Source organism: Glutamicibacter endophyticus (assembly GCF_048457885.1).
Classification (GTDB): Bacteria; Actinomycetota; Actinomycetes; order Actinomycetales; family Micrococcaceae; genus Glutamicibacter; species Glutamicibacter endophyticus.
Genome location: NZ_CP174200.1, coordinates 134,240 through 156,164 on the forward strand (window position 1 = coordinate 134,240; position 21,925 = coordinate 156,164).

At 63.4% G+C, this 21,925-nt stretch carries 27 protein-coding genes and 1 tRNA gene; 9 read left to right on the forward strand and 19 right to left on the reverse strand.

What is annotated here, in order from left to right; genetic code table 11:
* Positions 1 to 29: 29 nt before the first annotated feature.
* Positions 30 to 809 carry a phosphate ABC transporter ATP-binding protein PstB gene (pstB, locus tag ACJD00_RS00645; RefSeq protein WP_418908040.1) on the forward strand — a complete coding sequence of 260 codons (780 nt, stop codon included), beginning with the start codon at positions 30 to 32 and terminating at the stop codon, positions 807 to 809.
* Between the two features lie 172 nt (positions 810 to 981).
* Here the strand turns inward: pstB and ACJD00_RS00650 are convergent, their stop codons facing one another.
* The 3 genes from ACJD00_RS00650 to arsB are packed head-to-tail and all read right to left on the reverse strand — an operon-like array spanning position 982 to position 3,918.
* Positions 982 to 2,385 (reverse strand): NAD(P)-binding domain-containing protein, encoded by a 1,404-nt coding sequence (locus tag ACJD00_RS00650; protein ID WP_418908041.1) that lies wholly within the window; start codon positions 2,383 to 2,385, stop codon positions 982 to 984.
* 31 nt (positions 2,386 to 2,416) lie between these two features.
* On the reverse strand, positions 2,417 to 2,830 hold the full coding sequence (locus tag ACJD00_RS00655) for an arsenate reductase ArsC (protein WP_418908042.1): 414 nt from the start codon (positions 2,828 to 2,830) through the stop codon (positions 2,417 to 2,419).
* Complete coding sequence (arsB, locus tag ACJD00_RS00660) at positions 2,827 to 3,918, reverse strand: ACR3 family arsenite efflux transporter (protein WP_418908043.1); 1,092 nt, start codon at positions 3,916 to 3,918, stop codon at positions 2,827 to 2,829. Before arsB ends, ACJD00_RS00655 begins: the two co-directional genes overlap by 4 nt.
* Positions 3,919 to 4,033: 115 nt before the next feature.
* Between arsB and ACJD00_RS00665 the strand changes: the two genes are divergently transcribed.
* From ACJD00_RS00665 to ACJD00_RS00680, 4 genes are all read left to right on the forward strand, one after another.
* Positions 4,034 to 4,426 (forward strand): ArsR/SmtB family transcription factor, encoded by a 393-nt coding sequence (locus ACJD00_RS00665; protein WP_418908044.1) that lies wholly within the window; start codon positions 4,034 to 4,036, stop codon positions 4,424 to 4,426.
* The gene (locus ACJD00_RS00670; protein ID WP_418908045.1) at positions 4,423 to 4,854 is read left to right on the forward strand and encodes a low molecular weight phosphatase family protein; all 432 of its coding nucleotides are present in this window, start codon (positions 4,423 to 4,425) and stop codon (positions 4,852 to 4,854) included. The genes ACJD00_RS00665 and ACJD00_RS00670 overlap by 4 nt, the downstream gene beginning before the upstream one ends.
* 283 nt (positions 4,855 to 5,137) lie before the next feature.
* Positions 5,138 to 5,497: a hypothetical protein gene (locus tag ACJD00_RS00675; protein ID WP_418908046.1), complete on the forward strand. Its 360-nt coding sequence runs from the start codon at positions 5,138 to 5,140 to the stop codon at positions 5,495 to 5,497.
* On the forward strand, positions 5,473 to 5,691 hold the full coding sequence (locus tag ACJD00_RS00680) for a helix-turn-helix transcriptional regulator (RefSeq protein ID WP_418908047.1): 219 nt from the start codon (positions 5,473 to 5,475) through the stop codon (positions 5,689 to 5,691). The genes ACJD00_RS00675 and ACJD00_RS00680 overlap by 25 nt, the downstream gene beginning before the upstream one ends.
* A gap of 6 nt (positions 5,692 to 5,697) precedes the next feature.
* On the opposite strand, the gene ACJD00_RS00685 is transcribed toward ACJD00_RS00680, so the two are convergent.
* From ACJD00_RS00685 to ACJD00_RS00700, 4 genes are all read right to left on the reverse strand, one after another.
* Positions 5,698 to 6,723: an inorganic phosphate transporter gene (locus ACJD00_RS00685; protein ID WP_418908048.1), complete on the reverse strand. Its 1,026-nt coding sequence runs from the start codon at positions 6,721 to 6,723 to the stop codon at positions 5,698 to 5,700.
* The gene (locus ACJD00_RS00690; protein ID WP_418908049.1) at positions 6,724 to 7,338 is read right to left on the reverse strand and encodes a hypothetical protein; all 615 of its coding nucleotides are present in this window, start codon (positions 7,336 to 7,338) and stop codon (positions 6,724 to 6,726) included.
* Between the two features lie 228 nt (positions 7,339 to 7,566).
* Positions 7,567 to 8,778, reverse strand: coding sequence for an MFS transporter (locus ACJD00_RS00695; RefSeq protein WP_418908050.1), 1,212 nt, complete (start codon positions 8,776 to 8,778; stop codon positions 7,567 to 7,569).
* Between the two features lie 54 nt (positions 8,779 to 8,832).
* Positions 8,833 to 9,498, reverse strand: coding sequence for a hypothetical protein (locus tag ACJD00_RS00700; RefSeq protein WP_418908051.1), 666 nt, complete (start codon positions 9,496 to 9,498; stop codon positions 8,833 to 8,835).
* 87 nt (positions 9,499 to 9,585) lie between these two features.
* Here ACJD00_RS00700 and ACJD00_RS00705 point away from each other — a divergent pair.
* Positions 9,586 to 9,658: transfer RNA gene (locus ACJD00_RS00705), tRNA-Lys, on the forward strand.
* A gap of 346 nt (positions 9,659 to 10,004) precedes the next feature.
* On the opposite strand, the gene ACJD00_RS00710 is transcribed toward ACJD00_RS00705, so the two are convergent.
* The 5 genes from ACJD00_RS00710 to ACJD00_RS00730 form a co-directional block, all read right to left on the reverse strand.
* Complete coding sequence (locus ACJD00_RS00710; protein ID WP_418908052.1) at positions 10,005 to 10,274, reverse strand: hypothetical protein; 270 nt, start codon at positions 10,272 to 10,274, stop codon at positions 10,005 to 10,007.
* A 180-nt stretch (positions 10,275 to 10,454) separates the two neighbouring features.
* Positions 10,455 to 11,498, reverse strand: coding sequence for a glycerophosphodiester phosphodiesterase family protein (locus tag ACJD00_RS00715; RefSeq protein ID WP_418908053.1), 1,044 nt, complete (start codon positions 11,496 to 11,498; stop codon positions 10,455 to 10,457).
* A gap of 114 nt (positions 11,499 to 11,612) precedes the next feature.
* Complete coding sequence (locus tag ACJD00_RS00720) at positions 11,613 to 11,846, reverse strand: hypothetical protein (RefSeq protein ID WP_418908054.1); 234 nt, start codon at positions 11,844 to 11,846, stop codon at positions 11,613 to 11,615.
* Between the two features lie 13 nt (positions 11,847 to 11,859).
* Complete coding sequence (locus ACJD00_RS00725) at positions 11,860 to 13,596, reverse strand: MOSC domain-containing protein (RefSeq protein WP_418908055.1); 1,737 nt, start codon at positions 13,594 to 13,596, stop codon at positions 11,860 to 11,862.
* Between the two features lie 9 nt (positions 13,597 to 13,605).
* Entirely contained in the window at positions 13,606 to 13,983 is a 378-nt protein-coding gene (locus tag ACJD00_RS00730) for a DUF6176 family protein (protein WP_418908056.1), read from the reverse strand.
* A gap of 59 nt (positions 13,984 to 14,042) precedes the next feature.
* On the opposite strand from ACJD00_RS00730, the gene ACJD00_RS00735 reads away from it, so the two are divergent.
* Positions 14,043 to 14,489: a MepB family protein gene (locus ACJD00_RS00735; protein WP_418908057.1), complete on the forward strand. Its 447-nt coding sequence runs from the start codon at positions 14,043 to 14,045 to the stop codon at positions 14,487 to 14,489.
* Positions 14,490 to 14,493: 4 nt separating this feature from the next.
* Here ACJD00_RS00735 and ACJD00_RS00740 read toward each other — a convergent pair whose 3' ends face one another.
* The 4 genes from ACJD00_RS00740 to lysA form a co-directional block, all read right to left on the reverse strand.
* Positions 14,494 to 14,991 (reverse strand): DUF2087 domain-containing protein, encoded by a 498-nt coding sequence (locus ACJD00_RS00740; protein WP_418908058.1) that lies wholly within the window; start codon positions 14,989 to 14,991, stop codon positions 14,494 to 14,496.
* Positions 14,992 to 15,041: 50 nt separating this feature from the next.
* The gene (locus ACJD00_RS00745; protein WP_418908059.1) at positions 15,042 to 15,626 is read right to left on the reverse strand and encodes a dienelactone hydrolase family protein; all 585 of its coding nucleotides are present in this window, start codon (positions 15,624 to 15,626) and stop codon (positions 15,042 to 15,044) included.
* Positions 15,627 to 15,677: 51 nt separating this feature from the next.
* Positions 15,678 to 15,929: a hypothetical protein gene (locus tag ACJD00_RS00750; protein WP_418908060.1), complete on the reverse strand. Its 252-nt coding sequence runs from the start codon at positions 15,927 to 15,929 to the stop codon at positions 15,678 to 15,680.
* Positions 15,930 to 16,014: 85 nt separating this feature from the next.
* The gene (gene lysA, locus ACJD00_RS00755) at positions 16,015 to 17,328 is read right to left on the reverse strand and encodes a diaminopimelate decarboxylase (protein WP_418908061.1); all 1,314 of its coding nucleotides are present in this window, start codon (positions 17,326 to 17,328) and stop codon (positions 16,015 to 16,017) included.
* A 147-nt stretch (positions 17,329 to 17,475) separates the two neighbouring features.
* Here lysA and ACJD00_RS00760 point away from each other — a divergent pair, with 147 nt between their 5' ends.
* Positions 17,476 to 18,381 (forward strand): LysR family transcriptional regulator, encoded by a 906-nt coding sequence (locus ACJD00_RS00760; RefSeq protein ID WP_418908062.1) that lies wholly within the window; start codon positions 17,476 to 17,478, stop codon positions 18,379 to 18,381.
* Between the two features lie 11 nt (positions 18,382 to 18,392).
* On the opposite strand, the gene ACJD00_RS00765 is transcribed toward ACJD00_RS00760, so the two are convergent.
* The 3 genes from ACJD00_RS00765 to ACJD00_RS00775 are packed head-to-tail and all read right to left on the reverse strand — an operon-like array spanning position 18,393 to position 20,475.
* Positions 18,393 to 19,097, reverse strand: coding sequence for a demethylmenaquinone methyltransferase (locus ACJD00_RS00765; RefSeq protein ID WP_309410199.1), 705 nt, complete (start codon positions 19,095 to 19,097; stop codon positions 18,393 to 18,395).
* A gap of 50 nt (positions 19,098 to 19,147) precedes the next feature.
* Positions 19,148 to 20,122, reverse strand: a complete 975-nt coding sequence (locus ACJD00_RS00770) for an SRPBCC family protein (RefSeq protein ID WP_418908063.1) — start codon at positions 20,120 to 20,122, stop codon at positions 19,148 to 19,150.
* Between the two features lie 11 nt (positions 20,123 to 20,133).
* A complete protein-coding gene (locus tag ACJD00_RS00775; protein ID WP_418908064.1) occupies positions 20,134 to 20,475 on the reverse strand; it encodes an ArsR/SmtB family transcription factor in 342 nt (113 codons plus the stop codon).
* 187 nt (positions 20,476 to 20,662) lie between these two features.
* Here ACJD00_RS00775 and ACJD00_RS00780 point away from each other — a divergent pair, with 187 nt between their 5' ends.
* Positions 20,663 to 21,892 carry a hypothetical protein gene (locus tag ACJD00_RS00780; RefSeq protein ID WP_418908065.1) on the forward strand — a complete coding sequence of 410 codons (1,230 nt, stop codon included), beginning with the start codon at positions 20,663 to 20,665 and terminating at the stop codon, positions 21,890 to 21,892.
* The last annotated feature ends 33 nt before the right edge of the window (positions 21,893 to 21,925 follow it).

The window sequence follows — 21,925 nt, forward strand, 5'->3', positions numbered from 1 at the left end:
CCCACCCACAGATTTCACAAGGAAACATCATGTCAAAGCGTATCGACGTCAACGACCTCAACGTCTACTACTCCAAGTTCCGCGCCGTGGAAGGGGTCTCGATCAACATCGAGGCCAAGTCCGTCACCGCCTTCATTGGCCCCTCGGGTTGCGGCAAGTCCACCTTCCTGCGCACCCTGAACCGCATGCACGAGGTGATCCCCGGCGGCCGCGTCGAGGGTGAAGTGCTGCTCGACGGTGACAACCTCTACGCCCCGGGCGTGGACCCGGTGACCGTGCGCAGCCAGGTAGGCATGGTCTTCCAGCGCCCGAACCCGTTCCCGACCATGTCCATCCGCGACAACGTGCTCGCCGGTGTGAAGCTCAACGGGAAGAAGATCGCTAAGTCCGACGCCGACGCGCTGGTCGAGAAGTCGCTGCGCGGGGCAAACCTCTGGAACGAGGTCAAGGATCGTCTGGATAAGCCGGGCGCCGGCCTCTCCGGTGGTCAGCAGCAGCGTCTGTGCATCGCCCGCACCATCGCGGTGAAGCCCGACGTGATCCTGATGGACGAGCCCTGCTCGGCTCTGGATCCGATCTCCACGCTGGCCATCGAGGACCTGATCAACGAGCTGAAGAACGACTACACCGTGGTGATCGTGACCCACAATATGCAGCAGGCCGCACGCGTCTCGGATAAGACCGCATTCTTCAACATTGCGGGCACCGGCAAGCCGGGCAAGCTCATCGAATACAACGACACCGCCACCATCTTCTCGAACCCGGCCGAGCAGGCCACCGAGGATTACGTCTCCGGACGCTTCGGATAAAGATTTCGTTTCCCGCGCAGGGTAGCTTCCGCGCGGGTAAGCGGACCGGAAGGGGGGTCTTCCGGGGATCCTGGAGGGGATCACCATCGGCGATCGGCCGCCACCGCGGCCGATCGCCGATTTTCTTATGTGCGCACCCCGCCCGTGCGCTGCGGGTGCGCCTATGTGGTGCTTAGGCCCGATCGTCTCCGCGCAACTCGGTTTGACCGTGAAGTGTGCCGGTGGATAGTCCGAGGGTGACCGGTTGCGGGGCACAGCAGGAATCCTCGGCCGCTTCGGGCGCCGGAGCGTCGCAGGATCCGGCCAGGTCGGTGGAGCAGACACCGGTTTCCGGCAGTTGCAGGTCCACCCGATCCGCCGCCGTCCGATCCCCGGCCAGGGCCGCGGCAATGGAGCGGACCTGCTCGTAACCGGTGGCCATGAGGAAGGTCGGGGCCCGCCCATAACTTTTCATGCCCACTATGTAGAAGTCCGGTTCCGGATGGGCCAGCACGCGCTCGCCGTGCGCGGAGACCGTGCCGCAACTATGGAACTCCGGGTCGATCAACGGCCCCAGCTCGCGGGGCGCCTCCACGCTCGGATCCAAATCGAGGCGCAGCTCGGCCAACATTGACAGGTCGGGCCGGAACCCGGTGGCCGGGACCACCAGATCCACAACTAGTTCGCGCCCGTCGGCCAGGGACACCGTGAGGTTGCTGGTGCCCCGGATCTCGGTGACGGCCACTCGCTCCAGCAACTTAATGCTGCCGTTCTCCACGAAGCGCCGCAGGCTGCTACCTAGCTGCCCGCGGGCCGGAAGTTGATCGGCATCTCCGCCGCCGTAGAGGCGGATGGGATTCGCGTCTCCACGTAGTCCCCAGAGGATTTCGGTATCCGGGTGGCGTTGTTTCAGCCGCCCCAAGCTCAACAGCGTATTGGCGGCCGAATGCCCGGCGCCGAGCACAAGCACGCGGCGCGAGGCAAAGCGGTCGAGGTCGGCGCCCAGCGGGTCGGGTAGCGGCGAGGTGATCAGACCGGCGGCGCGCGCCTCGGCTTCCCCGATGGCTTCGAGACCCGAGCGACCCACCGGGTTGGGTTGTTCCCAGGTGCCCGACGCGTCGATCACTGCCCGCGCCACCAGATCCCGTGGCCCCTCTGGGGTTTCGCATCGCACCACGAAGAGGCTGTCTTCGCGGCGGGCGCTGCGCCCCTTATCGACGCCGGCGCCTTGGGACGTGATGCGACTGACGGCCTTCACCCGGTGGTTATAGGCGATTCTCGGTGCCAGGCTCGGATGTTGGGCCAGCGGCTCGAGGTACTCGCGCACCATTTCTTCGCCGTAGGGAAGCCGGGTTTCACGAGGAGCGGCCCAGTCGCCCACGTAGCCGGCGGAAGAGGTCTCCAGCAACCGTCGGCAGGCGGCGTCGATGTTGTATTTCCAGGTGGAGAAGAGCCGGATATGCCCCCAGCTACGCATTGCCGCGCCGACATCGGATCCGGCCTCCAGAACCTGTACCTGCTGGTGCTGTTCCATCAGGTGCGCCGCGGCCGCCAGACCGATCGGACCGGCGCCGATGATAATTACCGGGTGTTCCATGCTCTTCTCCTAGGGTGGGTGGTGGCCCGTGTTAAGCCGGAAGCAGTTCCGAGATCAGGGTTTCGATGCGGGTACGAATTTCGTCGCGGATCGGCCGGACCGCCTCTAGGCCTTGGCCGGCCGGGTCCTCCAACTTCCAGTCTTCGTAGCGTTTGCCCGGGAAGATGGGGCAGGTATCGCCGCAACCCATGGTGATCACCACGTCGGATTCCTTGACCGCCTCGGTGGTCAGGATCTTGGGCACCTCGGCGGACATGTCGATGCCAACCTCCTGCATGGCGGCTACCGCCGCAGGGTTTACGCTGTCGGCCGGGGCCGAACCGGCCGATCGCACCTCGATACGCCCTTCGGCGAGCGTGCTGAGGAATGCGGCGGCCATCTGGGAACGTCCGGCGTTGTGGACGCAGACGAAGAGGACCGAAGGCTTGGTGTTGGTGGTGGTCATTTCATTTCCTTCTGTGCGAGGGTGCTGGGGAAAAATTTGCGCGACCACAGGGCCGCATAGACGAGTGCGACCAAGGCCGGGACCTCGATAAGTGGGCCGACGACACCGGCCAGGGCCTGACCGCTGGTGACCCCGAAGGTGGCGATGGCAACCGCGATGGCCAGTTCGAAGTTGTTGCCCGCCGCGGTGAAGGCCAGGGTGGTGGTGCGTTCGTAGCTCATGCCCAGGCCGCGACCGATAAGCATGCTGGCGCCGAAGACCACGGCGAAGTAGACCAGCAGCGGTAGCGCGATCCGCGCGACATCCAGCGGCTTGGCGATGATGGTGTCACCCTGTAGTGCAAAGAGGATCACGATGGTGAACAGCAAGCCGTAGAGGGCGAAGGGGCCAAGTTTCGGCAGGAAGCGGTTCTCGTACCAGTCTCGACCGCGTGCCTTCTCGCCCAGGGTACGGGTGAGGAATCCGGCGACCAGCGGGATGCCCAAGAAAATGACCACCGACAGGGTGATCGCCCAGACGGAGAATTCGGCGCTCGTGGTGGGCAGGCCCAGCCATGAGGGGAACAGTTGGAGGTAGAACCAGCCCAAGGCGCCGAAGGCGATGACCTGGAACACCGAGTTGATCGCGACCAGCACCGCGGCCGCCTCGCGGTCGCCACAGGCCAAGTCGTTCCAGATCAGCACCATGGCGATGCACCGGGCCAGACCCACGATGATCAGACCGGTGCGGTATTCGGGCAGGTCGGCTAGGAAGATCCAAGCCAGTGCGAACATGAAGGCCGGAGCGAGCACCCAGTTAATTAGAAGCGAGGTGATCATTAGCTTCTTGTCGCCAATGACCCGATGGGTTTCGTCATAGCGGACCTTGGCCAACACCGGATACATCATCACGAGCAGGCCCAGTGCAATCGGCAGCGAGACTCCGGCGACCTGTACGGAGTCCAGAGCGTGTCCGAGGCCGGGGATCAGCCGGCCCAGCCCCAGGCCCAGCGCCATGGCGGCGAGAATCCACACCGCCAGGTAGCGGTCAAGGGTGGATAACTTCTTGGTGATGTGGCCCGTATCGGCGGGCGCGCCGGTGGTTGTCACGAAAGATGCACTCCAAAAAACTAGGGATCGACGTTCATCGATATGTTGAGTATGCTTGCTTATATCGAAGATTGTCAATGCCTAACCGTGGGTGTGAAGGAAGCGAGGATGGGCGATGAGTATCGAGGCAGCGCAGCTGAGCGAGGAGCGTATCTGCGCGGGAAAGATTGACGCCGAGCAGGCGCCATGCTGCGTACCGGCCCAAGGCGAGGACGCGTTGCCGGCCGAAGAGGCCGAGGTTCTCGCCGCGCGCTTTAAGGCGCTCGCGGACCCGCATCGACTGCGTATCCTCTCGATTGTCTCTTCCAGCGACACCGCCGAAACCTGCGTCTGTGATCTCTCCGAGCCGCTGGGATTGCGGCAACCGACCGTCTCGCACCACCTGAAAATTCTGGTCGAGGCCGGGCTTCTGCACCGCGAGAAGCGCGGGGTCTGGGCCTACTTCTCGCTGGTACCCGGAGCTTTGGATTCGCTCGCCGCCTCACTCACCGCAAAGGAACGCCCATGACCGTGCCAAGCCCGCGCCGCAAACCAGCCGTGCTCTTCGTCTGCGTAAAGAATGGCGGCAAGTCCCAGCTGGCCGCCGCCTTGATGCGCCACGAGGCCGGTGCGGATATCACCGTGACCTCGGCCGGCACCCACCCGGGGAGCAAGCTCAACGCTTTAGCCGTCGAGGTTCTGAAGGATCTGGGGGTCGACGTCGGGGCCGAACATCCCAAGGCGCTGACCGAGGGGGCGATGCAAGCCGCGGGTCTGGTAATTGTGCTGGGAACCGAGGCCGAGGTGCCCGAAATCCCTGGGGTGCGTGTTGAAACCTGGGTCACCGACGAGCCCAGCCTGCGTGGCATCGAGGGGCGCGCCCGCATGGAGTTGGTGCGCGACGATATCCACACCCGCGTCAAGGTGCTCAAAGAGCATCTGCTCGCCGAAGCCTAGATATACCCACATTTTCAGTGGCCGCGGCAGCTATTGACGTGGAGCACTGTTTGGCGCATCTTTCGGCGCCAGCCGCCCCTGTGGCGAACGAGCTAAAGACGAATCCACCCGGCGAGCATCATTGATGTAAAGCAAGCTTGTCTGTAAAGTGAGTTTTACAAACACGATGGGAGGGGTTGTCATGACGCAACTGACGCAGAGATCAACATGGGGCCGGTCGCGGTTCGGGGGCGGATCCGCAGCGTTGATTATTGGAAGCGCGGTGGTAGGTCTTGGGTTGGCCGTGGGCGCTGGTGCTCTCTTCGCGTTTGTGGCGTACCCGCAGGCTCGGATTCTGGCGTGGAGTGTATTCTCGGCCGGGCTATTCCCGGTCTTAACTGCCGCGTGCTGGGCGTTAGCGGTGGACCGAAGCACGCTGCGCTCGGCACCTAGAGATCCCGAGCAGTCCATCGAGTCGCGCTGGTATGACAGCGCCGCCCAGGGTGCCTTTCACGACCTACTGGTGGCCGCCGGATTGGCTACGGCAATCTTCGCGGTTCTGAATGTAGAGGCGCCGGTTTCCTTGGTGCTGGGGGCAGTTCTACTCTTAACCATGCTGAGCTTTGCCGTGCGGTACCTATGGTTGAAGCGGGCCGAGGGCTAGTGGAGAATTCTGTGCCCGAGTATCGGTGTGGCCGCGGACTATCCCAACAGGCCCTAGCCGACTTGCTCGGAGTCTCGCGGCAGACGGTGATCTCCATTGAAAAAGGGCGATACGACCCCTCGCTGCCCCTCGCGTTTCGGCTGGCGGCGGTCTTCGAATGCCGCATCGAGGACCTGTTCGTTGCCGACGAATAGCTCGAATTACAGCTGAGTCAGTGGGTAGACCGCCAGCCCCATAATGGCCGCGACCACGGCACAGACCACGGGGGTGGCGAGCCAGATGCGCAATACCCGCAGCACCGAACGCCAGCGAACCGACTCGAAACGCTGATTGGCGCCGGCTCCCACGATCGCGCTGGTGACCGACTGTGTGGTGGACAGCGGAAGGTGCAGTGCCAGCGCCCCGACATACAGCATCAACGAGGCCACGGACTGGGCCACCATGCCGCGCAGCGGGTCGATCTTCACCAGCCGGTGCCCCAAGGTGTGGGTGATCCGCCAGCCGCCAAAAAGCACACCGAGGGCCAGGCAGGATGCAGCCGTCAGTTGGATCGTCCAGCTTATGGGGCCCGGCTCGATCACATGCCCGGTGATCAGCACGACGGCGATCATCGCCCCGGTGCGTTGGCCATCTTGCAGGCCCAACCCCAGAGCCACAGCGCAGGAGGAGATTGCCTGGCCAATTTGTGAGCGTACGGATACGTCTTTAGCCGTATCGTGGCGCACCAGCCAGGTGGCGGGAATGACCAGCAGATAAGACAGGCCAAAGGCTAGCAACGGCGTGAGCAACAGCGGCAAAAGCACGCCCAGCGCCAGAAAAAGCAGCGAGGCGCTGGCCGGCTCACCGCTGGTCAGCGTGGTGGCCACGCTCGCGCCCACCAGTCCGGAGATCAGCGCGTGCGTCGAGGAGGCGGGGATGCCACGCCACCAGCAATACAAACCCCAACCGCCGGCGGTGAGTAGTGCGGAGATCAGCAGTGCCAGCCCGGGCACCCCGTCGTGCAAGGGGATTTCGAGGCGTTGTACGAGGAACGATCCCAGCGAAGTGGAGGCCAGGGTGCCAACGAACGCGAAGATGGCGGCTACCGAGACCGCCATTCCCGGGGTCATGGCACGGGTGCGCACGGCCGCGGCGACCGCGGTGGAAGCGTCACGAAAACCGTTGAGTACGCCGTACCCCATGGCGAGGATGATGCCGATGGCCGTGAAGACGGTCATTGCCTCCATTTAGGATTCCTTCACCAGCACGCGTCCGAGGTGGTCGGCAAATTCGCGGAGCGAGCCGATGGCGCGGAGCAGCTGATCGGCCACGTTTTGATGCCGGTGCATGGTTGAGGCCTTGGAGAACTTCCCCACTTCCTGGCTCCAGACCAGATGAGTGCGGGTGGCACGCTTGGAAAGCTGCACCATCTGCAGCCAATTATCTTCCAGATCGTCGAGCTTATTCAGGCGCTGCAGCGAGTCGGCGGCTAGATCCGCCAGCTGGCTGAGCAGGCCTAACTGTTCGGCGGCGCGCTCGGACAGCGGCGTGGAGCCAACCTCACGGATCAGTTCACCGGTACCGCGCAGATGTTCCATGGTGGCGTGCAACAGGCGCGAGAACGTGTACATATCCTCGCGCGGCAAGGGCGAAACATAGCTGGTGCGCAGGTGCGTGAGTAGCGCGTAGTGCGTATCGGTGGCGCTGGTTTCGGCTTCGGCCAGCAAATGCAGTTGCTGCTCGCCGTCTTGTGGGTTGCCAATCATCTCCGCCACGGGGTTCACCGAGTGGCGGATAAGCGTAGCTAACTCACGCAGCAGGTCGATGCCGCGTGTAACGGACGGGAAGAGCTGAAATTTCACGACGAGTGATGCACCATTCGGAACGAGTGAATAAAGAGCTGATCAATATCTTACGTCGTGAAGGTTAACGAAGTTCGAGGGTGCCGGACCGGGAACGCCTCTCGGCGGAAGGCCGCTCGAAGCGGCAAAATGTTGGAGCCCGGGGTTACCAGCGGCCCGACACCGCCTCCTAGTTTTCTGCCAACGGCACCACGCTGTCAACCGCCCGGTGCACTTCGGTGGTTCATCTCACGTGCGCCGTATAGCCTTCTCGACACCCGAGAGGGCGAGTAGCCCACAACAGAACCAGATGGCGCCGGCAGGGCCGGCCCCGACGGTTGTTGCGCCGGCCGCCAGCGGCAATACCACCTGACCCAGCCGATTGCCCATGAGTCGCACGGCCAGCGCGGCCCCGCGATCCTGGGACGGGACCGAGGTGGAGACCATGGTCATGGTTACCGGTTGCCCCAGACCCAGGCAGAACCCGCCGACGAACAGCGCCAGTGACGCGGCAAGTGCATGTTCGATCAATACCGGCGCAAGCCCGAGCGTGGCGGCGGCACCAAATAGGCTGATGAGCAACATGGTTTGTCGTTTGAGGCGCCCGGAAATCCACGGCAGGATCAACCGCGAGAGCACCGAGGCCACACCGCGTACCGCCAGCAACAGGCCTACCGTGGCCGGCGCAACCAGATGTCGTTCCGCCACCAGCGGCAGAAACGCGGTGAGAATGTCGATGGCCGCGAGCAGGGTCATCGAGGCCAGCATGTGCGAGGGCATTGACCGGATCCGCAGTATCCCCAACAGCCCGGCCTGCTTGCGGTCGGAGGGGGTCAAGGCATTACCCAGCGGGGGTGGCTGAAAGTTCGGGGCCAACAGCGGAACCGCCAGTAGGGCGCAGGCGGCCGCCAGCCACAGCGCCAGTCCGATGTCGGCCACACGCTGGGCTTGCGGCACTTCCGTGGCCGTCCCCAAAATTCCGCCGGCGATCAACGGTCCGAGGAACTGGCCGGCCGAGTAAGAAGCGGTGAACCAGCCAAAACACTTATCGAGCTGGTCATCGGGGAAGAACCGGGCGATGGAGGACTGCCCGCCAATGGTGAAAATCAGGTGGCCCATGCCCAACAGAGCGCTACAGGCGGCCACCGCCCATAGCGAAGGGGAGAGGGCGATGCCTGCGGCTGCGACGGACAACAATACGGTGCCCAACAACATCAAGAGGCGAATGTTTTTCACCCGAGCGCTGGCGCGGCCCAACCACATGGCGCAGAACAGCGGAAGTAGCGCGTAGGCCGCGGTCACCAACCCAACCACTAATGAATCGGCGCCCAGGGATAGCAACTTATAGGTGGTTACCGGGCGGATGAGGTTCAAGGCGGTTTGTGCCAGTAATCCGGTGCCGATAATGATCAGTAACCACCGGCCACTGCCGTCGGATTTCTTTGCCTCGCCTGTTCCCACGTCACTCCCATCCTCAACCGTGCCGTAGCTCAGCCTACTGCCCGGCGGTGTTACTCAGTCCAAGGCGTTGCGGCGCCATAGCCGCGCGCTAGCCTCCAGATCTTCGGCTGTGTTCATGAGTGATTTGGCGCGGTGGGTCAGCTGGGTTCCGTGTTCATTGCTGGAAAGATCTGCGGCGTCGGCATGCTCGGTCATTCCCAGTGCCACCACGCGACAATAGGCGGCGGTGCGCTCCAGGGCGTGAGCGAAGTCACCCGTGAATGCCCCGGAAAGAATCGAATCGGTCATCTTGCGCAACTCGCCGGCGGTAGGCGGTTCGGCCACACCCGCCACCAGCCGCTCGACTTGCGCACGCTGGGCTCCGGCCACAAAACGCGCAGCCATTGCCTCGGGATTGTTCAAGGTCGCGGTGCGCACAGCGTAGAGGCGCCAAAGCGCTCCAGGCAACGACCGCGCCGGAGCCTCGGACCACAGCTCGGCCAGCATCTCCAGGCCCTCGGTTTCAGCCACCGCAATAAGCCGTGCGGTGACGTCGGGATCTTCGTTTTCTAGGCCGCGGTGCACAAAAGCCTGCGCGGAGAGATGGGCGGCCTCGGAGATGCGCGCCGGGTCGGCTCCGCCCTCGTAGGGGTCGAAATCGATCGGCATGAAGGGTTTGGGTTTATGGTGGCGGAAGCCCGAATCGTGGGCTACTTTCGATCCTGCGCGTGCACCTTTCATATCTTCGAGGATACGTCACGGGCTCCGGCTCTGGGATTCGCTCGAGCCGCCGCCTATCCGGTATGCTGGGATCTGGCTTTATGCCGTGCGCCTTTAGCTCAGATGGTAGAGCATCGGACTTTTAATCCGCTGGTCGCGGGTTCGATCCCCGCAGGGCGCACAGAAAAACCCGGCGCTCACTTGGTAAAACAGGTGAGCGTCGGGTTTCTTTTTGTGCCCTACTCTGGTCCTCGACCATAGTTTGACCATAGTTCTTCTCTGCAACTGATTTGTGGGCCAGTCGGTCGGGCAGTGAACTCACCTTGCTGGAGGGCTTGGCGGTGTCACTAGGCGGGTGGCCAATTCGCCAGGTTTATGCGTCTGGTGACCCGAAACTCGCAGACCGTACGCATGAATAGCGCCAGGCGCTTTGCTTTTCGAAATGTTTAGCAGGAGCCTTGTCTGCTCGATTGGATGAGCAATGCGGGCCGTGATCGCAACGGGGGTCCTCCCGGAGAAACTGAGATCTAACTGTCGTGCTGGAGGCTATCTTGCCGCTGTCGAGTTCCTAGGTAATGATGGCCGACGCTGTATGCGGCAAGCATGGATCCGAAGGGTACGGCAAGGCCGTGGACGATGGTCGTAATGAAGGAAATCGGAGTTCCCAGATACGGAGTGATTGGCTGGGTGTTTTCGAAGAACGCGTAAGTAACCAGCGGAAGCGCATAGCCGACGAGCAGACCGCCTAGCGCGATAACGAGGCCGATCGTCAGTAGTTTCTTGTTCGCCGAATCCATCGATGTCTCCTCTGGCATAGCTCGTATTGCTCGTTGATACGGTCTGCATGCGAGTGTCTTCTGAGTTTTCAGCGTAGTTCGTAGATGATGATTTGAGAACACTTTGGAATAAAAAGTAGGTAACGAATTGGCCTCTCACTCGTAATTACGAGTGAGAGGCCCGGTAGGAGTGCGGTCTTTTTACGCCTCGGCGTGATACTGCTTCGGCAGCTTCAGTCCGCGTTCCTCCATCAGCTCGCGCAAGCGGGTGGGATAGTTGGTGATGATTCCGTCGACACCCATATCCATCAGGCGCTCCATATCGGCGCGTTCATTAACGGTCCAGGGGATGACCTTCAGCCCGAGTTCGTGCGACTCGGAAATCAGCGACTCGGTCACCATCGCATGAGCCGTGGAGACCACGGCGTAGCCCTGGGCCTTGGCGGCCTTGGCGATCGACCCGTCGTAGTCGTCAATGTCGATTCCACCGAGCTCCGGCGCCGCACCAGGCTGGCCAACTTGTAGATGCTTTGCCCCCGAGCTGAGTGCCACGAGGTCCAGCTGTGGGGCCTTGCCATCGGCGGCCAACTCGCGAGCGAGGTTCAGGGTAGACCAGTCAAAAGACTGCAACACGGTGCGCCCGGCCATGCCCGAACGCTGAATTTCATCGAGCACCGCGACGGTCAGGCCCCGACTGGCTGGGCCGCCGGCCATGCCCTTTTCCACCTTGGTTTCGATATTAAAGCCGACCTTCTTGGCGTTGGCCCCGCGGACCAGGGCAAAGACGTCGCGCAACTCTGCAATGCGGTTACCTTCCGCAACGTTCTGCTCGGGGTAGCCCGGCAGCGGCTGGAAACCGCAGTCGAGAGTCTTGATCTGAGCAAGGGTCAGGTCCGCGACGCGGTCGCCGACGTAGGGGAACTCGGGATCTCCTGGCTCGGCGGGTTCGGTGTCGGTGCACTTCTCAGGCTGGATGCGGTCGTCATGCCAAACGATGATCTTGCCGTCCTGAGTGAGCAGGGTGTCCAGCTCCAGGGTGGTCACCCCGACGCGCAGTGCGTTGGCAAAGGCCGGTAGCGATTCCTCGGTCCATTCGGCCAGACCGCCGCGGTGGGCCTGCAGGTCGAAGGAGCCGTTGCGTTCGTTGCTGTGATTACGTTGTTCCGCCGGGGCGGCAACGGCGGGTGTGGCCAGGGTGGCGGCCAACAATGCGGCGGTGAATGCCGCGGTCAGTCGGGTGCGCATGATGGAACTCCTCGGATCCGGGTGAATGGGCACCCTAACCCTAGGAAGCGCATATGTCTGCACGGTCACCAGCCGGTGGCCACGGATTGAACGACGCGTAACCTTCCGCGCTGCCTAGAGCTCGGCGATCGAACGTCCGCGAAGCGAGATTCGGCATACGAGGATGCTCGCGATCGAGCCAAGTAACGGAACGCCAAGAACCAAAAGAACCAACGCCAATTTGATGCCCAATGGTTGGCGGCGCAGGTTGAACACCATGACCAAGGCGATGACCAGCAGGACGAACTGAAGCCAAACGCCAAAGGTTCCTAGAAAACCCAGTAACGATTCGAGACCCGGAATGAGCATGATATCCCTCCCGTTAGAGCTGAAGCTCGAGGTCTTCGGCGGGAACCGCCATACATGCCAGGATCTCGTCGTCGGCCACCTGTGCACTGGGCTCGATCGGGTAGGCGACGCTGCCCTTGAGCAGTCGCAACGCGCACTCGCCACAGGAGCCTCCGCGGCAGGAGCTGTCGGGGGTCAGCCCCTGCTCCTCGAGGGCGTCGAGCAGAACCCCGGCCTCCGGGCGCCAGGTGAAGTTCGTTCCCTCCGGGTGGCAGGTGACCGTGGCCGGCTCGAAGCGCTGGATCACCGCACTCATATCCTGCACCGGTGAGGCGAAGATTTCGCGGTGGATACGCTGGGCTGCTACGCCGGCCGCCTCGCATGCCTGCAGCACCATATCGGTGAAGTCCGCAGGTCCACAGACCATCACGCTGTCGCATCCGGCGACGATTCGTTCGATCTCGGGGCCGCTGGGCCGGGCGACGGTTGAGTCGAAGTAGTTGAAGTCGGTGGGCACCTTCGCCTTGCGCGCCAGTTCGTCCAGTCGGGTGGAGAGCACCCCGGAGGTGCCGCGCTGCACGTGGAGGATGCGCAGGGCGTTCAGCGTTGTTGCCTGCGCCGCGCCGCGCAGTAGGGCCAGACTCGGCGTGATGCCGACGCCGGCGCTGATCAGGGCGGTGGTGCCTTGCAGTACCTTGTGCGCGCTCAGTTGACCGTGTGGCCCGGAGGCCAGTACCGTATGGCCCGCGCGTAGCTTGGCCAGCTGGCCCGAGACCTCGCCTTGGACGCGGATGGCCAGCGTGATGAGGTCGTCGTTCACGGAGGTGATGGTGTAGTTGCGCCACTGCGGATCGGCAAGGTGCAGCCGCAGGTGCGTGCCGGGCTCGTCGAATGCGCGGATCCAGCCGAGTTCGTCGCGCAGGGTCAGTTCGATGCAGCCCTGATCGATGGGGCGGATCTGGTGGATGCGCAGCGGGCGCGGGGTGCGTTTGGCCTTGACCAGTGCGATGGCGCGATCGTCCTGCGCGGCGATGGTGATTTGGTCGTCGGCCTGGATGCGGCCGCCTTCCAGCACGGTGCCGTAGACGCCGCAGTGCAGATGCCCGCAGTGCGCGGTCAGCAGTCGAGGGCCGTTAACGTCGACCTCGGTGGACACCGGATTGACCGAGGTGGCCCGGCAGCGTTCGATGGATTGGGTGATGGCCACCGTCGTCTCACCGATGCGTAGCACCTTGCCGATCAGGTCGAATTCCGCGAAGGCCGGCAGGTCGGCGAGCAGAACATTGCCGCGGTAACGCAGCGGATCCAGCTCAACCCCGGCGGCCCGTGACAGGGCGGCCACGGACTTCGGGTTGATGAAGGAGATGCCGGATTTCTGCGAATCGAAAATGCCGGTGCTTCCGGAGATCAGCGCACGCGGATGGGTACCTTGGGCCGGAAGGCGTTCGGCCAGGAAGCCGGTGGCCGCGGCGCGTTCGTCGGCGTTGGTTGCATCGAAGGTTAGCTGACCACCACCGACCGCGGCGGGGGCGGTGAGGGTAATCAGCGGCGGCTGGGAGGAAACCTGCCACCGTTGCAGGCTGGTGTCGTTTTTCAGAATGGTGAACGTGGTGCATCGTTGCCAGGTTTCGTCCTGCACTGGCTGCGTGCCGTTGCTGAACGCTACCGTCCGGTCGCCGGTCAATCCACCGTTGACGGTGGCCACGGCCGAGCTGATTTCCTCAGCCGGCAGACCCTTGATTGGAAAGCGAAACAAACGTTCAATTTTCATAAAATCAGTTTATGACTTCGGGCTATGCGGTACCGAATCGAGGGGAACCATGGCGTCTGCAACGCGCTCGGGCATCATCGTGACGCGTTCGGTGAGGTCCTCTGGCGGGTAGTTGTCATCGATGCAGTCGCGCCAAAATTCTAGATGCCGGGCGTCGAGCCAGTGGCTGGATTGCTCGACGGGCGAGCCACCGGTGCCTTGCACGCTGTACCAATAGAGGTAGTCCACGCCGTTACTGGTTTCGGAGAAGATCGTTTCCACATACATCTGCTCGGGCTCGAGGGTTTCGCGCACGGCCGCGAGGTGATCATTGAGGAAGGTCATCCATTCATCGACCCGGGCTTGGGCCCCGGCTTTAACCCGGAATCGGGTGAGTTCAATGCGCATGGCTTTAGTCTGCCAGAGCATGCCTCATCCGGTCTTCGTCCGCCGACTAGTGTGGAGTTATGCAGTATGCGGGATTACGTCGTTACCTAGCACAGCGTGGACTACCGGCCGAGAGCATCGAGACCCTCGAGCTCGAGGAGCAGGGCAGCGATTATGGAGCGGCGCTGCTGCGCGTCGGGCAACAGCGCTGGCGGGTCCGGATCGGTCGGGTGACCGCCACCAAGCCGGGGGCGTTCGTCGCGGTCTGGCAGCGCGGCGCCGACGGGCAAACGCGTCCATTTCACGATGGCCCGGAACTCGAGGACCTGCTGGTGTTCGTGAATGAGGGGCCACACTCCGGGGTCTTTCACTTCACCGCGCAACAGCAAGTTGAGCTCGGCATTGTGCGCTCCCATGCGCAGGCGGGCAAGCGCGGGTTCCGGCTGTACCCGCCGTGGTGCCACGAATTGAACGCGCAAGCCAAGCGCACGCAGCGTCGTCAGGCCCCGTGCTTTACCGAACTCTAACGCGCTACTGCTCGGCTCCGGGCGGCAGCGAGTATTCGGCGCCGTCGATGGACCGCACGAGTAGCCCGTGGTCGATGAGGTAGCGGCGGATCAGCGCGACATCGTCGTGGATGACGCGCAGTCGGTCGCCGAGCTGTGCCTCGCTGACGCGCTCGCCGGGGCTGAGCACCGCATGCCGCACGGCTTCCATAACGGCTCGGCGATCCTCGGGCTTGGCCGGCAAGGTATGTAGCCGCGGTCCGTCGAAGAAGCGCTGAATGCCGGCGCGATCCTCGGCCGGTTTGCGGTGTGCCGCCAGTGCCTGGCTCAGTGCGTCGTCGTCCACCACGAGCGTTCCCTCACGTTCGGTGAGTAGGCCGATCGACTGCCAGCGGGACAGATTCTTGGCGGTGGCAGAATTCTGTTCAAGTTGTTCGCGCTGGTCGCTGAGCACCAAGCCAAGGGTTGCGCGCATGCCGGGATTCTTCAGGCCCGCGAAGACCTCCAACCAGTTCAGTGCCATTGGCGTTGTCCAGACTCCTTTCCGGGGTGCGGCCTAGCGGCCGCCACGTATTAGCTCTCGAGGAATGTGCGGATGCGTTCGAGTACCCGCTCGTAGCTCGCCGGATCGTGCCCCGGCAGCGATGGGTCGGTGAATAGATGGCTCGAACCGGGGTAGGTGAATAGTTCGCTTCCGGCCCCGGCGGGGCTGGCGATAAAGTTCTGCGCCGCTTCGAGATCCCCTTCCTCGGCGAAGAAGGGGTCCTGTTCCATTCCGTGGATCTGCGCGCGCAACGATTCTGGCCAGGGGCCGAAACTCCACGGCCCCTCCGGGTCGATAAACGCTTCCAAACAGATCAGGCGGGAAACGCCGGAGTCCTGCTGCGCCAACTGCTGGGCAATCGCGGCACCGAACGAGGTGCCGATCAAGGTATCGGCGCCACCGAGCGCCGCAATTTCTTCCGCCGCGCGGGCGCTCAAGGGGCCCTGGCCGAGGCCCTCGGCCAGCTCAATGCCCTCCTCGAGGCTCGCGGGCAACGCTCCATCGAAAAGATCTAAACAGTGCACTTCATGACTCCACGCGGCGATTTGCTCTGCCATTTGGCGGATGCCGGGGGTAAGGCCTTGAACATGGTGGATGACTATGACTCGGCTCATAGGCTTGAGCCTAGGCCTCCGCGGTGGGCCGGTCAATGGCTTGCGCCGTGCTTAGCGCTCGTCGACGAGCCCGGGGAGTCGGCGCGGAAGCTCGGGCAGGACCTGCTCCCACCCGTCCATGGCGCTGTTGATTTCGACGCTGTGTCCGTTGTCCAAAATGAACTCGGCGTAGGTCAGCTCGGTGTCGCCGGCGGCTAGCTGGTAGATGAAGGACCGTCGGATGTCGGCGAAATGCAAGGTGGCACGATCGTCGATGACCAAGCCGTCGGTTGCTAGTTTCACCGAACGCTGGGTGTAGGACATGGGCGGATGCTCCTTGTCGCGTGAGTACTACTGGGCTCCCACCATATCCCGGGTTGCCTCGTGCGCGGTGCCGTGCACCGGTGGGCTACAGCGCCGGGGCGTGCAACGCGAGCAGATCCTCGTAGGTTTCACGGCGGGCCACCACGCGGGCCTGCCCGTCGGCGACGAAGACGATGGCCGGCTTCAGGGCGCCGTTGTAGTTATTCGCCAGCGTGTAGCCGTAGGCGCCGGTGGTGGCCAGTACGGCGAGGTCACCGACCCGTGCCTCGGGCAGCGGGGCCTGATCGACAAGCAGGTCGCCGGATTCGCACTGGCGCCCGACCAGTTGCGCGGTGCCGGTCCACGATTCGGTGGGGCGGTTGCCCAGGAGCACCTCGAAACGCTGGTTGGTCAGCGCCGCGTCCATCTGATCGGCCAGCCCGCCGTTGACCGCGACGAAGTTGCGCCCGGTATGCTTCACGCTGGTCACCTCGTAGAGGGTTACGCCGGCGCGAGCTACCAGCGAGCGGCCGGGTTCGATCAGTAGCCGTGCGTCGGCCGGTAGATGTTCGCGGGCGGCCTGGACCACGGCGTCTAGGTACTCCTCGATGCTCGGGGCCTGATCGTCATAGGTGTACTTGACCCCTAGCCCGCCGCCGATGTCATAGGTATCGAAGGTTCCCACGGTGGAGATCTTGGCTACCGCATCGGCAAACTGGCTGGCATCAAGAATCTGCGAACCGATATGCAGGTGCACTCCGCGGAAGTCCATCAGTGGGTGCTTTTGCATGCGTTCAATGGCGTGCGCCGCCTGATCCATCGGCAGGCCGAATTTGGAGTTGTTCCCGCCGGTGGCCTGTGAGGCGTGAGTTTTGGCTTCTACTCCCGGGATGACGCGCAGCAAGAGCTTCTGCGGCCGGTCCAGGAGCCGTTCGAGGCGATCGAGCTCGTCCTCGTTATCCACGATGATGGTATCGATGCCGGCCTCGAGCGCCATACGCAGCTCGGCCTCCGATTTGGCGTTGCCGTGAAAGTGGAGCTTGGCCGGGTCGACGCCCGCGGCAAGCGCCATGCGCAGTTCACCGCCGCCGGCCACGTCGACCGAAACCCCTTCCTCTTGGGCTAGGCGATACATGCCCACGGCGGGGAAGGACTTCGAGGCGAAGAGAACCTCCGAGTTGGGCCAGCGTTCGCGCAGCCCGTCGACGTAGCGGCGGATCTGGCTACGCAACCCGGCCTCGTCATACACGTAGAGCGGGGTACCGTAGCGTTCGGCTAAGTCGGTCACCGCAACCCCGCCGATACTCAGTACGCCGTGGTCGTTGACCGCCGAATTTTCCGGAAGGATCTCCCACAGTTCCTCGAGACGAGTGCCCTCGGCGTGCGGTCGGTCGGTGGTGCGGTCGGCGGTATGGTTCATCGGCTTTGGCTTTCTCTTGAGGAGACATCGGGTGCTGAGATCAGTGTGCCGCGCTGGCGCCGCGAAGGGTACCCGGCAAAGTTCTGCCGGGTACCATACGCTGTATAGAACCTGAGGCAAGGGCTTACAAGTTTTTGAGGTGGGAGCATGCTGGATCTACGGCAACTACAAGCCCTATTGGCGGTGGCAGAAACCGGATCGATTACCGGGGCGGCGCGGCGACTGGGCTGGAGCCAACCGGCGGTGAACCACCATCTGCAGAATCTGGATCGACTGATGGGTGCCCCGCTGACCGGTCGGACGAGTCAGGGAACCACGCTGACCGACACCGGGCGGTTGGTAGCGCGCCAGGGCGCGGAGATTCTCAACCTCTCCGAGCAGTTGGTTGAGGAAGTGCGCGCGCAGGTTCGTGGGCAACGTCCCCGGGTGCGACTGGGGATTGTGGCCTCGGTGGTCTCGGCCTTCCTGCCGACGATCAGTGCGCGCCTGGCCGAGCGCGGCCTAGGGCTAGATACCCGGTTGGGGGAGAACCCCGACTTAATTGAGGCGGTGCAGCAACGTAGCCTCGATGCCGCGGTGATCTACACCTTGCAGGATTACCCGCCGGTGCTTGGGGAATCGGTACGTTCGCGCACCTTGCTGCGCGATCCGTTACTGCTCGCCCTGCCGGAGGATCATCCCGCCGCGCACGAGGTGCAGATTCAAACCCATACGCTCCGCCAGCTTCACCGTGAGCGGTGGGTGTTCGGGGTGACAGATAACGACCCGATCGATCGGCTCATCCGTGAGCACTTGGCCGATACCGACGCCATCGAATCGGTGATCCATACCGACGATTTCTCGGTGCTCTTGAGTGTGGTGGCCGCGGGCCTGTCCATTGGGGTGGTCTCGCGGCTGGGTGCTGCGCATCCGCCGCAGGGCGTGGTGCTACGGCCTTTCGCCGACCCGCGTTTTCACCGGATGATCACCCTGATTTCACATGAACGTTCGGCGGCCAGCGCGGCCGAGGTGCGCCACGCCATCGTTGATGCGGCGGCGCACCTCGAACCCTAGGCCGGTTGGCGTTACTTCTTGATCGCCCGGTGCACGGCCACGATGCCGCCGGTGAGGTTGCGGAACTCCACATCCTTCCAACCCGCGGCCAAGAACTTCGCCCCGAGAGTCTGCTGATCCGGCCACGCCGAAATGGACTCGGCCAGATAGACATAGGCTGCCGGGTTCGGCGAGACGAGGTAGCCCAGCGCCGGGATGACTCGCGGCAGGAACTGCTGGTACGCCACCTTGATCGGGGTGACGGTGGGGGTGGAAAACTCGCACACCACAATGCGTCCGCCGGGTTTGGTCACGCGCAGCATTTCCGCCAACGCGCCGGTGGTGTCGGAAATATTGCGCAGCCCGTAGGAGATGGTGACCGCATCGAAGGTCTCATCCTCAAAGGGCAGATTCATGGCGTCGCCGTAGACGAAGTCGAGCTGCGGGTAGCGCTTGCGCCCCTCGGCCAGCATGCCCTCGGACATATCGCACGCGGTTACCTCTGCGCCGGCGGCGGCCAGCGGCACCGACGAGGTGCCGGTGCCCGCCGCCAGGTCGAGGATGCGCTCGCCGGATTGCGGAGCGATGGCCTCGGTGGTGATTTTGCGCCAGTAGTTCACGATGCCGCCGGTCATCAACGTGTTCAACAGGTCGTAGCGAGGAGCTAGGTTGTCGAACATCTGCTGAACCTGAGTGGCCTGCTTATCCAGGCCCGCGCGCACGTTGTGGGAAGTCATGATTCCAAGTGTTCCATAATTCCGCACCCGTGCACTGCGTGCTTTTGCTCTCAGGACTGCTGCAACAGCTTCTCGAGCCGCTGATAGCCGATTTCCATGCCGTCGGCCATGCCGGTGGCGAGGATCTCATCGCGCACTTCGGTACTCGGGTAGTTGCCGAGGTAGCTGATCAAGGTGCCTTCTTGCAGTGGGGTCAGGGTCAGCTCGTTGCGTACCTCGGGTCCCTCGGTGCCGATCATCTTCTCGGTGGTTACCTCGTACACCGGAGCGTTGCGCTCGAGCAACGTGCCGGTGAAGCCGAAGCGTTCGCTACCGTCTTCCTGCTCCCATTCGTAGCGGTAGTCTTGCCCGACCTCGGTGGCGACCTCACAGACCGGCATGCGCCAGCCGTCGGGTCCGAGATTCCATTGCTTCATCAACTCGGGATCCTGGAAAGCTGCCCAAACGGCTTCGCGGGAGCCACGGACCACCCGCGAGACGCGGGCCTGTGTCTGGCCGATGAGCTGGACGGTGGTACCTTCGCCGCGGGAGAACGAACGCAGGTCGGCCAGCACGGATTCGATCTGCCCCATGGCCTGGTTGATGCCCTCTTCCATGCCCATGGCGACGAGCTGCTCGAGGTCTTGGACGGAGTCGAAGTGGTTGGTGACCGTAACGCGCGAACCAGCGTCCGTGGGGTCGAAGCCGAAGACCACTCGGGTGCTCGGTAGCTCGTCATTGGTGGTGCCCGTGCTGTCGGCGAAGGAATCGCGCACTTCGAAGAACTTGTGTTCGGCGACCTCGGTCCAATCCCAACGTCCGTGGAATTCTTCGCCGTCCGGTCCGGTCATGTAGTAACGGCTCACACCGCCCACGACGCCGTCGTGCCGCAGGAAGGTCGCCGGGTAGCCCGGAGGGCCCCAGAACTTTTCGATCTGTCGCGCATCGAGGTATGCGTCCCAGAGCCGGGCGACCGGCACTGAGAAATCGGCGGTAATGCTTAGGGTCAGGGTTTCTGGGTCTTTGGTGACCGCGGTGACAGGCATGGGGTTTCTCCTCAGGGAGTGTCGGGCTCTTGCAGTAGTGCATCGAGCCGCTCGAGGCGTGCGCGCCAGAGGGTTTCGTAGGCGCCAAGCAGGCCGGTGATGTACCGGAGCATTTCCGGCTGGGCACGCACTAGGCGTTCGCGCCCACGGGCGAATTTGGTGACGAGGCCCGCCGACTCCAACGCGGCGACGTGCTTCTGCACCGCCGCGAAAGACATATCGTAGGCCCGCGCCAGTTCGGAGACCGAGGCCTCGGCGTTCAAGGTCCGCCGCACGATATCTCGTCGTGTGGCGTCGGCCAAGGCGCGGAAGACCTTGTCTAACTGTGCTTCGCTCAACTGATCTACAACCATTTGGTTGTAGATTACCCCTCGCCACAATGCGACACAAGAGGTAGGGGATAAATAATCGCGATTTCCGCGTGCCCGTGGGCCGCAAGCATCAGCGCGCGGCCAGGGGAGGTCTTCTCAACCGCCGACTTCTGCCCTAGTCTGTAGGCACCGTGTCGCCAGCCGGCAAGCCTCAGGAGAAGTGCTCACCATGGGCGTGAAAACCTTGGATCTACCGACCGCGGCTCGCCAGGCAATTCGCGCCCACGAGCTGTTGGCCACCAGCGGTGCGCCCTTGGAAGATTTGCCGCTGCGGCAGGTGGTGCGCGAATCGTGGACGCGCGCTCTGGGCTCCCAACCTTCGTTGCGCCGCGAACCGAGCATGCTTTCCGACGCCGACTTGGCGGTAGCCCGTGAGCGAAGTGCCCTGCAACGCTTGTGGCCGGTCTTTGAGCGGCTGCTGGTCCCGGCCGCGGCCGAAGCGAATCTCGTGGTGGCGCTGGCCGATGCGCGCGGCACCTTGCTCTGGGTCGACGGGGCGCGGGGTGTGGCGCGCCGGGCCGAATCCGTGGGCTTCGCGCCCGGTGCCGACTGGGCCGAGCCGTCGATTGGCACCTCTGCCCCCGGGATTGCGCTGGCGACCGGAACCGGCGTTCAGGTTGCGGGGGCCGAGCATATGTATGAGCATGTGCATTCCTTCAGCTGCTCGGCCGTGCCCATTCGCAACCCGCGCAGCGGGCAAATCATTGGGGCGGTCGATCTGACCGGCGGTGAGGATGCCGTAGCCGTGCACTCGCTGCCGCTGCTCACCGCGGCCGTGGCCGCCGCCGAGGGGCAACTATTGCTCCCCGAGGATCATTGCCGAGAGTCCGAAGGCGATTACCTAGACCTCTGCGCGCCAACCGGTGCCTTACTCAATGGCGAACAGATCTCCTTGCGACATGCCGAAATCTTGACGCTGCTGGCCACCAGCGAGCGTGGAATGAGCAACCAGGAGCTCGTTGAGGCGCTTTTTGAGGTGCCTGATGCGGCGGCGGCCGGAACCGTCCGTTCCGAAATGGTCCGGCTTCGTAAAGTGCTGGCCGGCCGCGACGAACGGACGCTGGGTTCGCGGCCCTATCGGGTGCAGTGGCCGCTGCGCACGAGTGTGCATCGGCTGATGGAAGCGCTCGAGGCGGGCGACGTACAGCAAATGCTCGAGGTATACCCCGCCGATCTGTTGGCGCGCTCGCAGGCACCGGGGATTCACTCACTGCGCCACCGACTTCAGGCGGCCGCTCGCGAGCTGGTGCTCGATCGCGGCGGAGCTCACCAACTGCTGGACTTTGGGCGCAGGAGTGCCGATGCCCATGTGCTCCTCGCCGCGTTGCGAGAATTACCCGCCGACTCTCCGGCGCGCTCCTTGATAGTCGCCGAGGTGCAAAACCTGCAGGATTCCTAGCGACCACACTGCAACCTAGTTGCAACGTGGCTG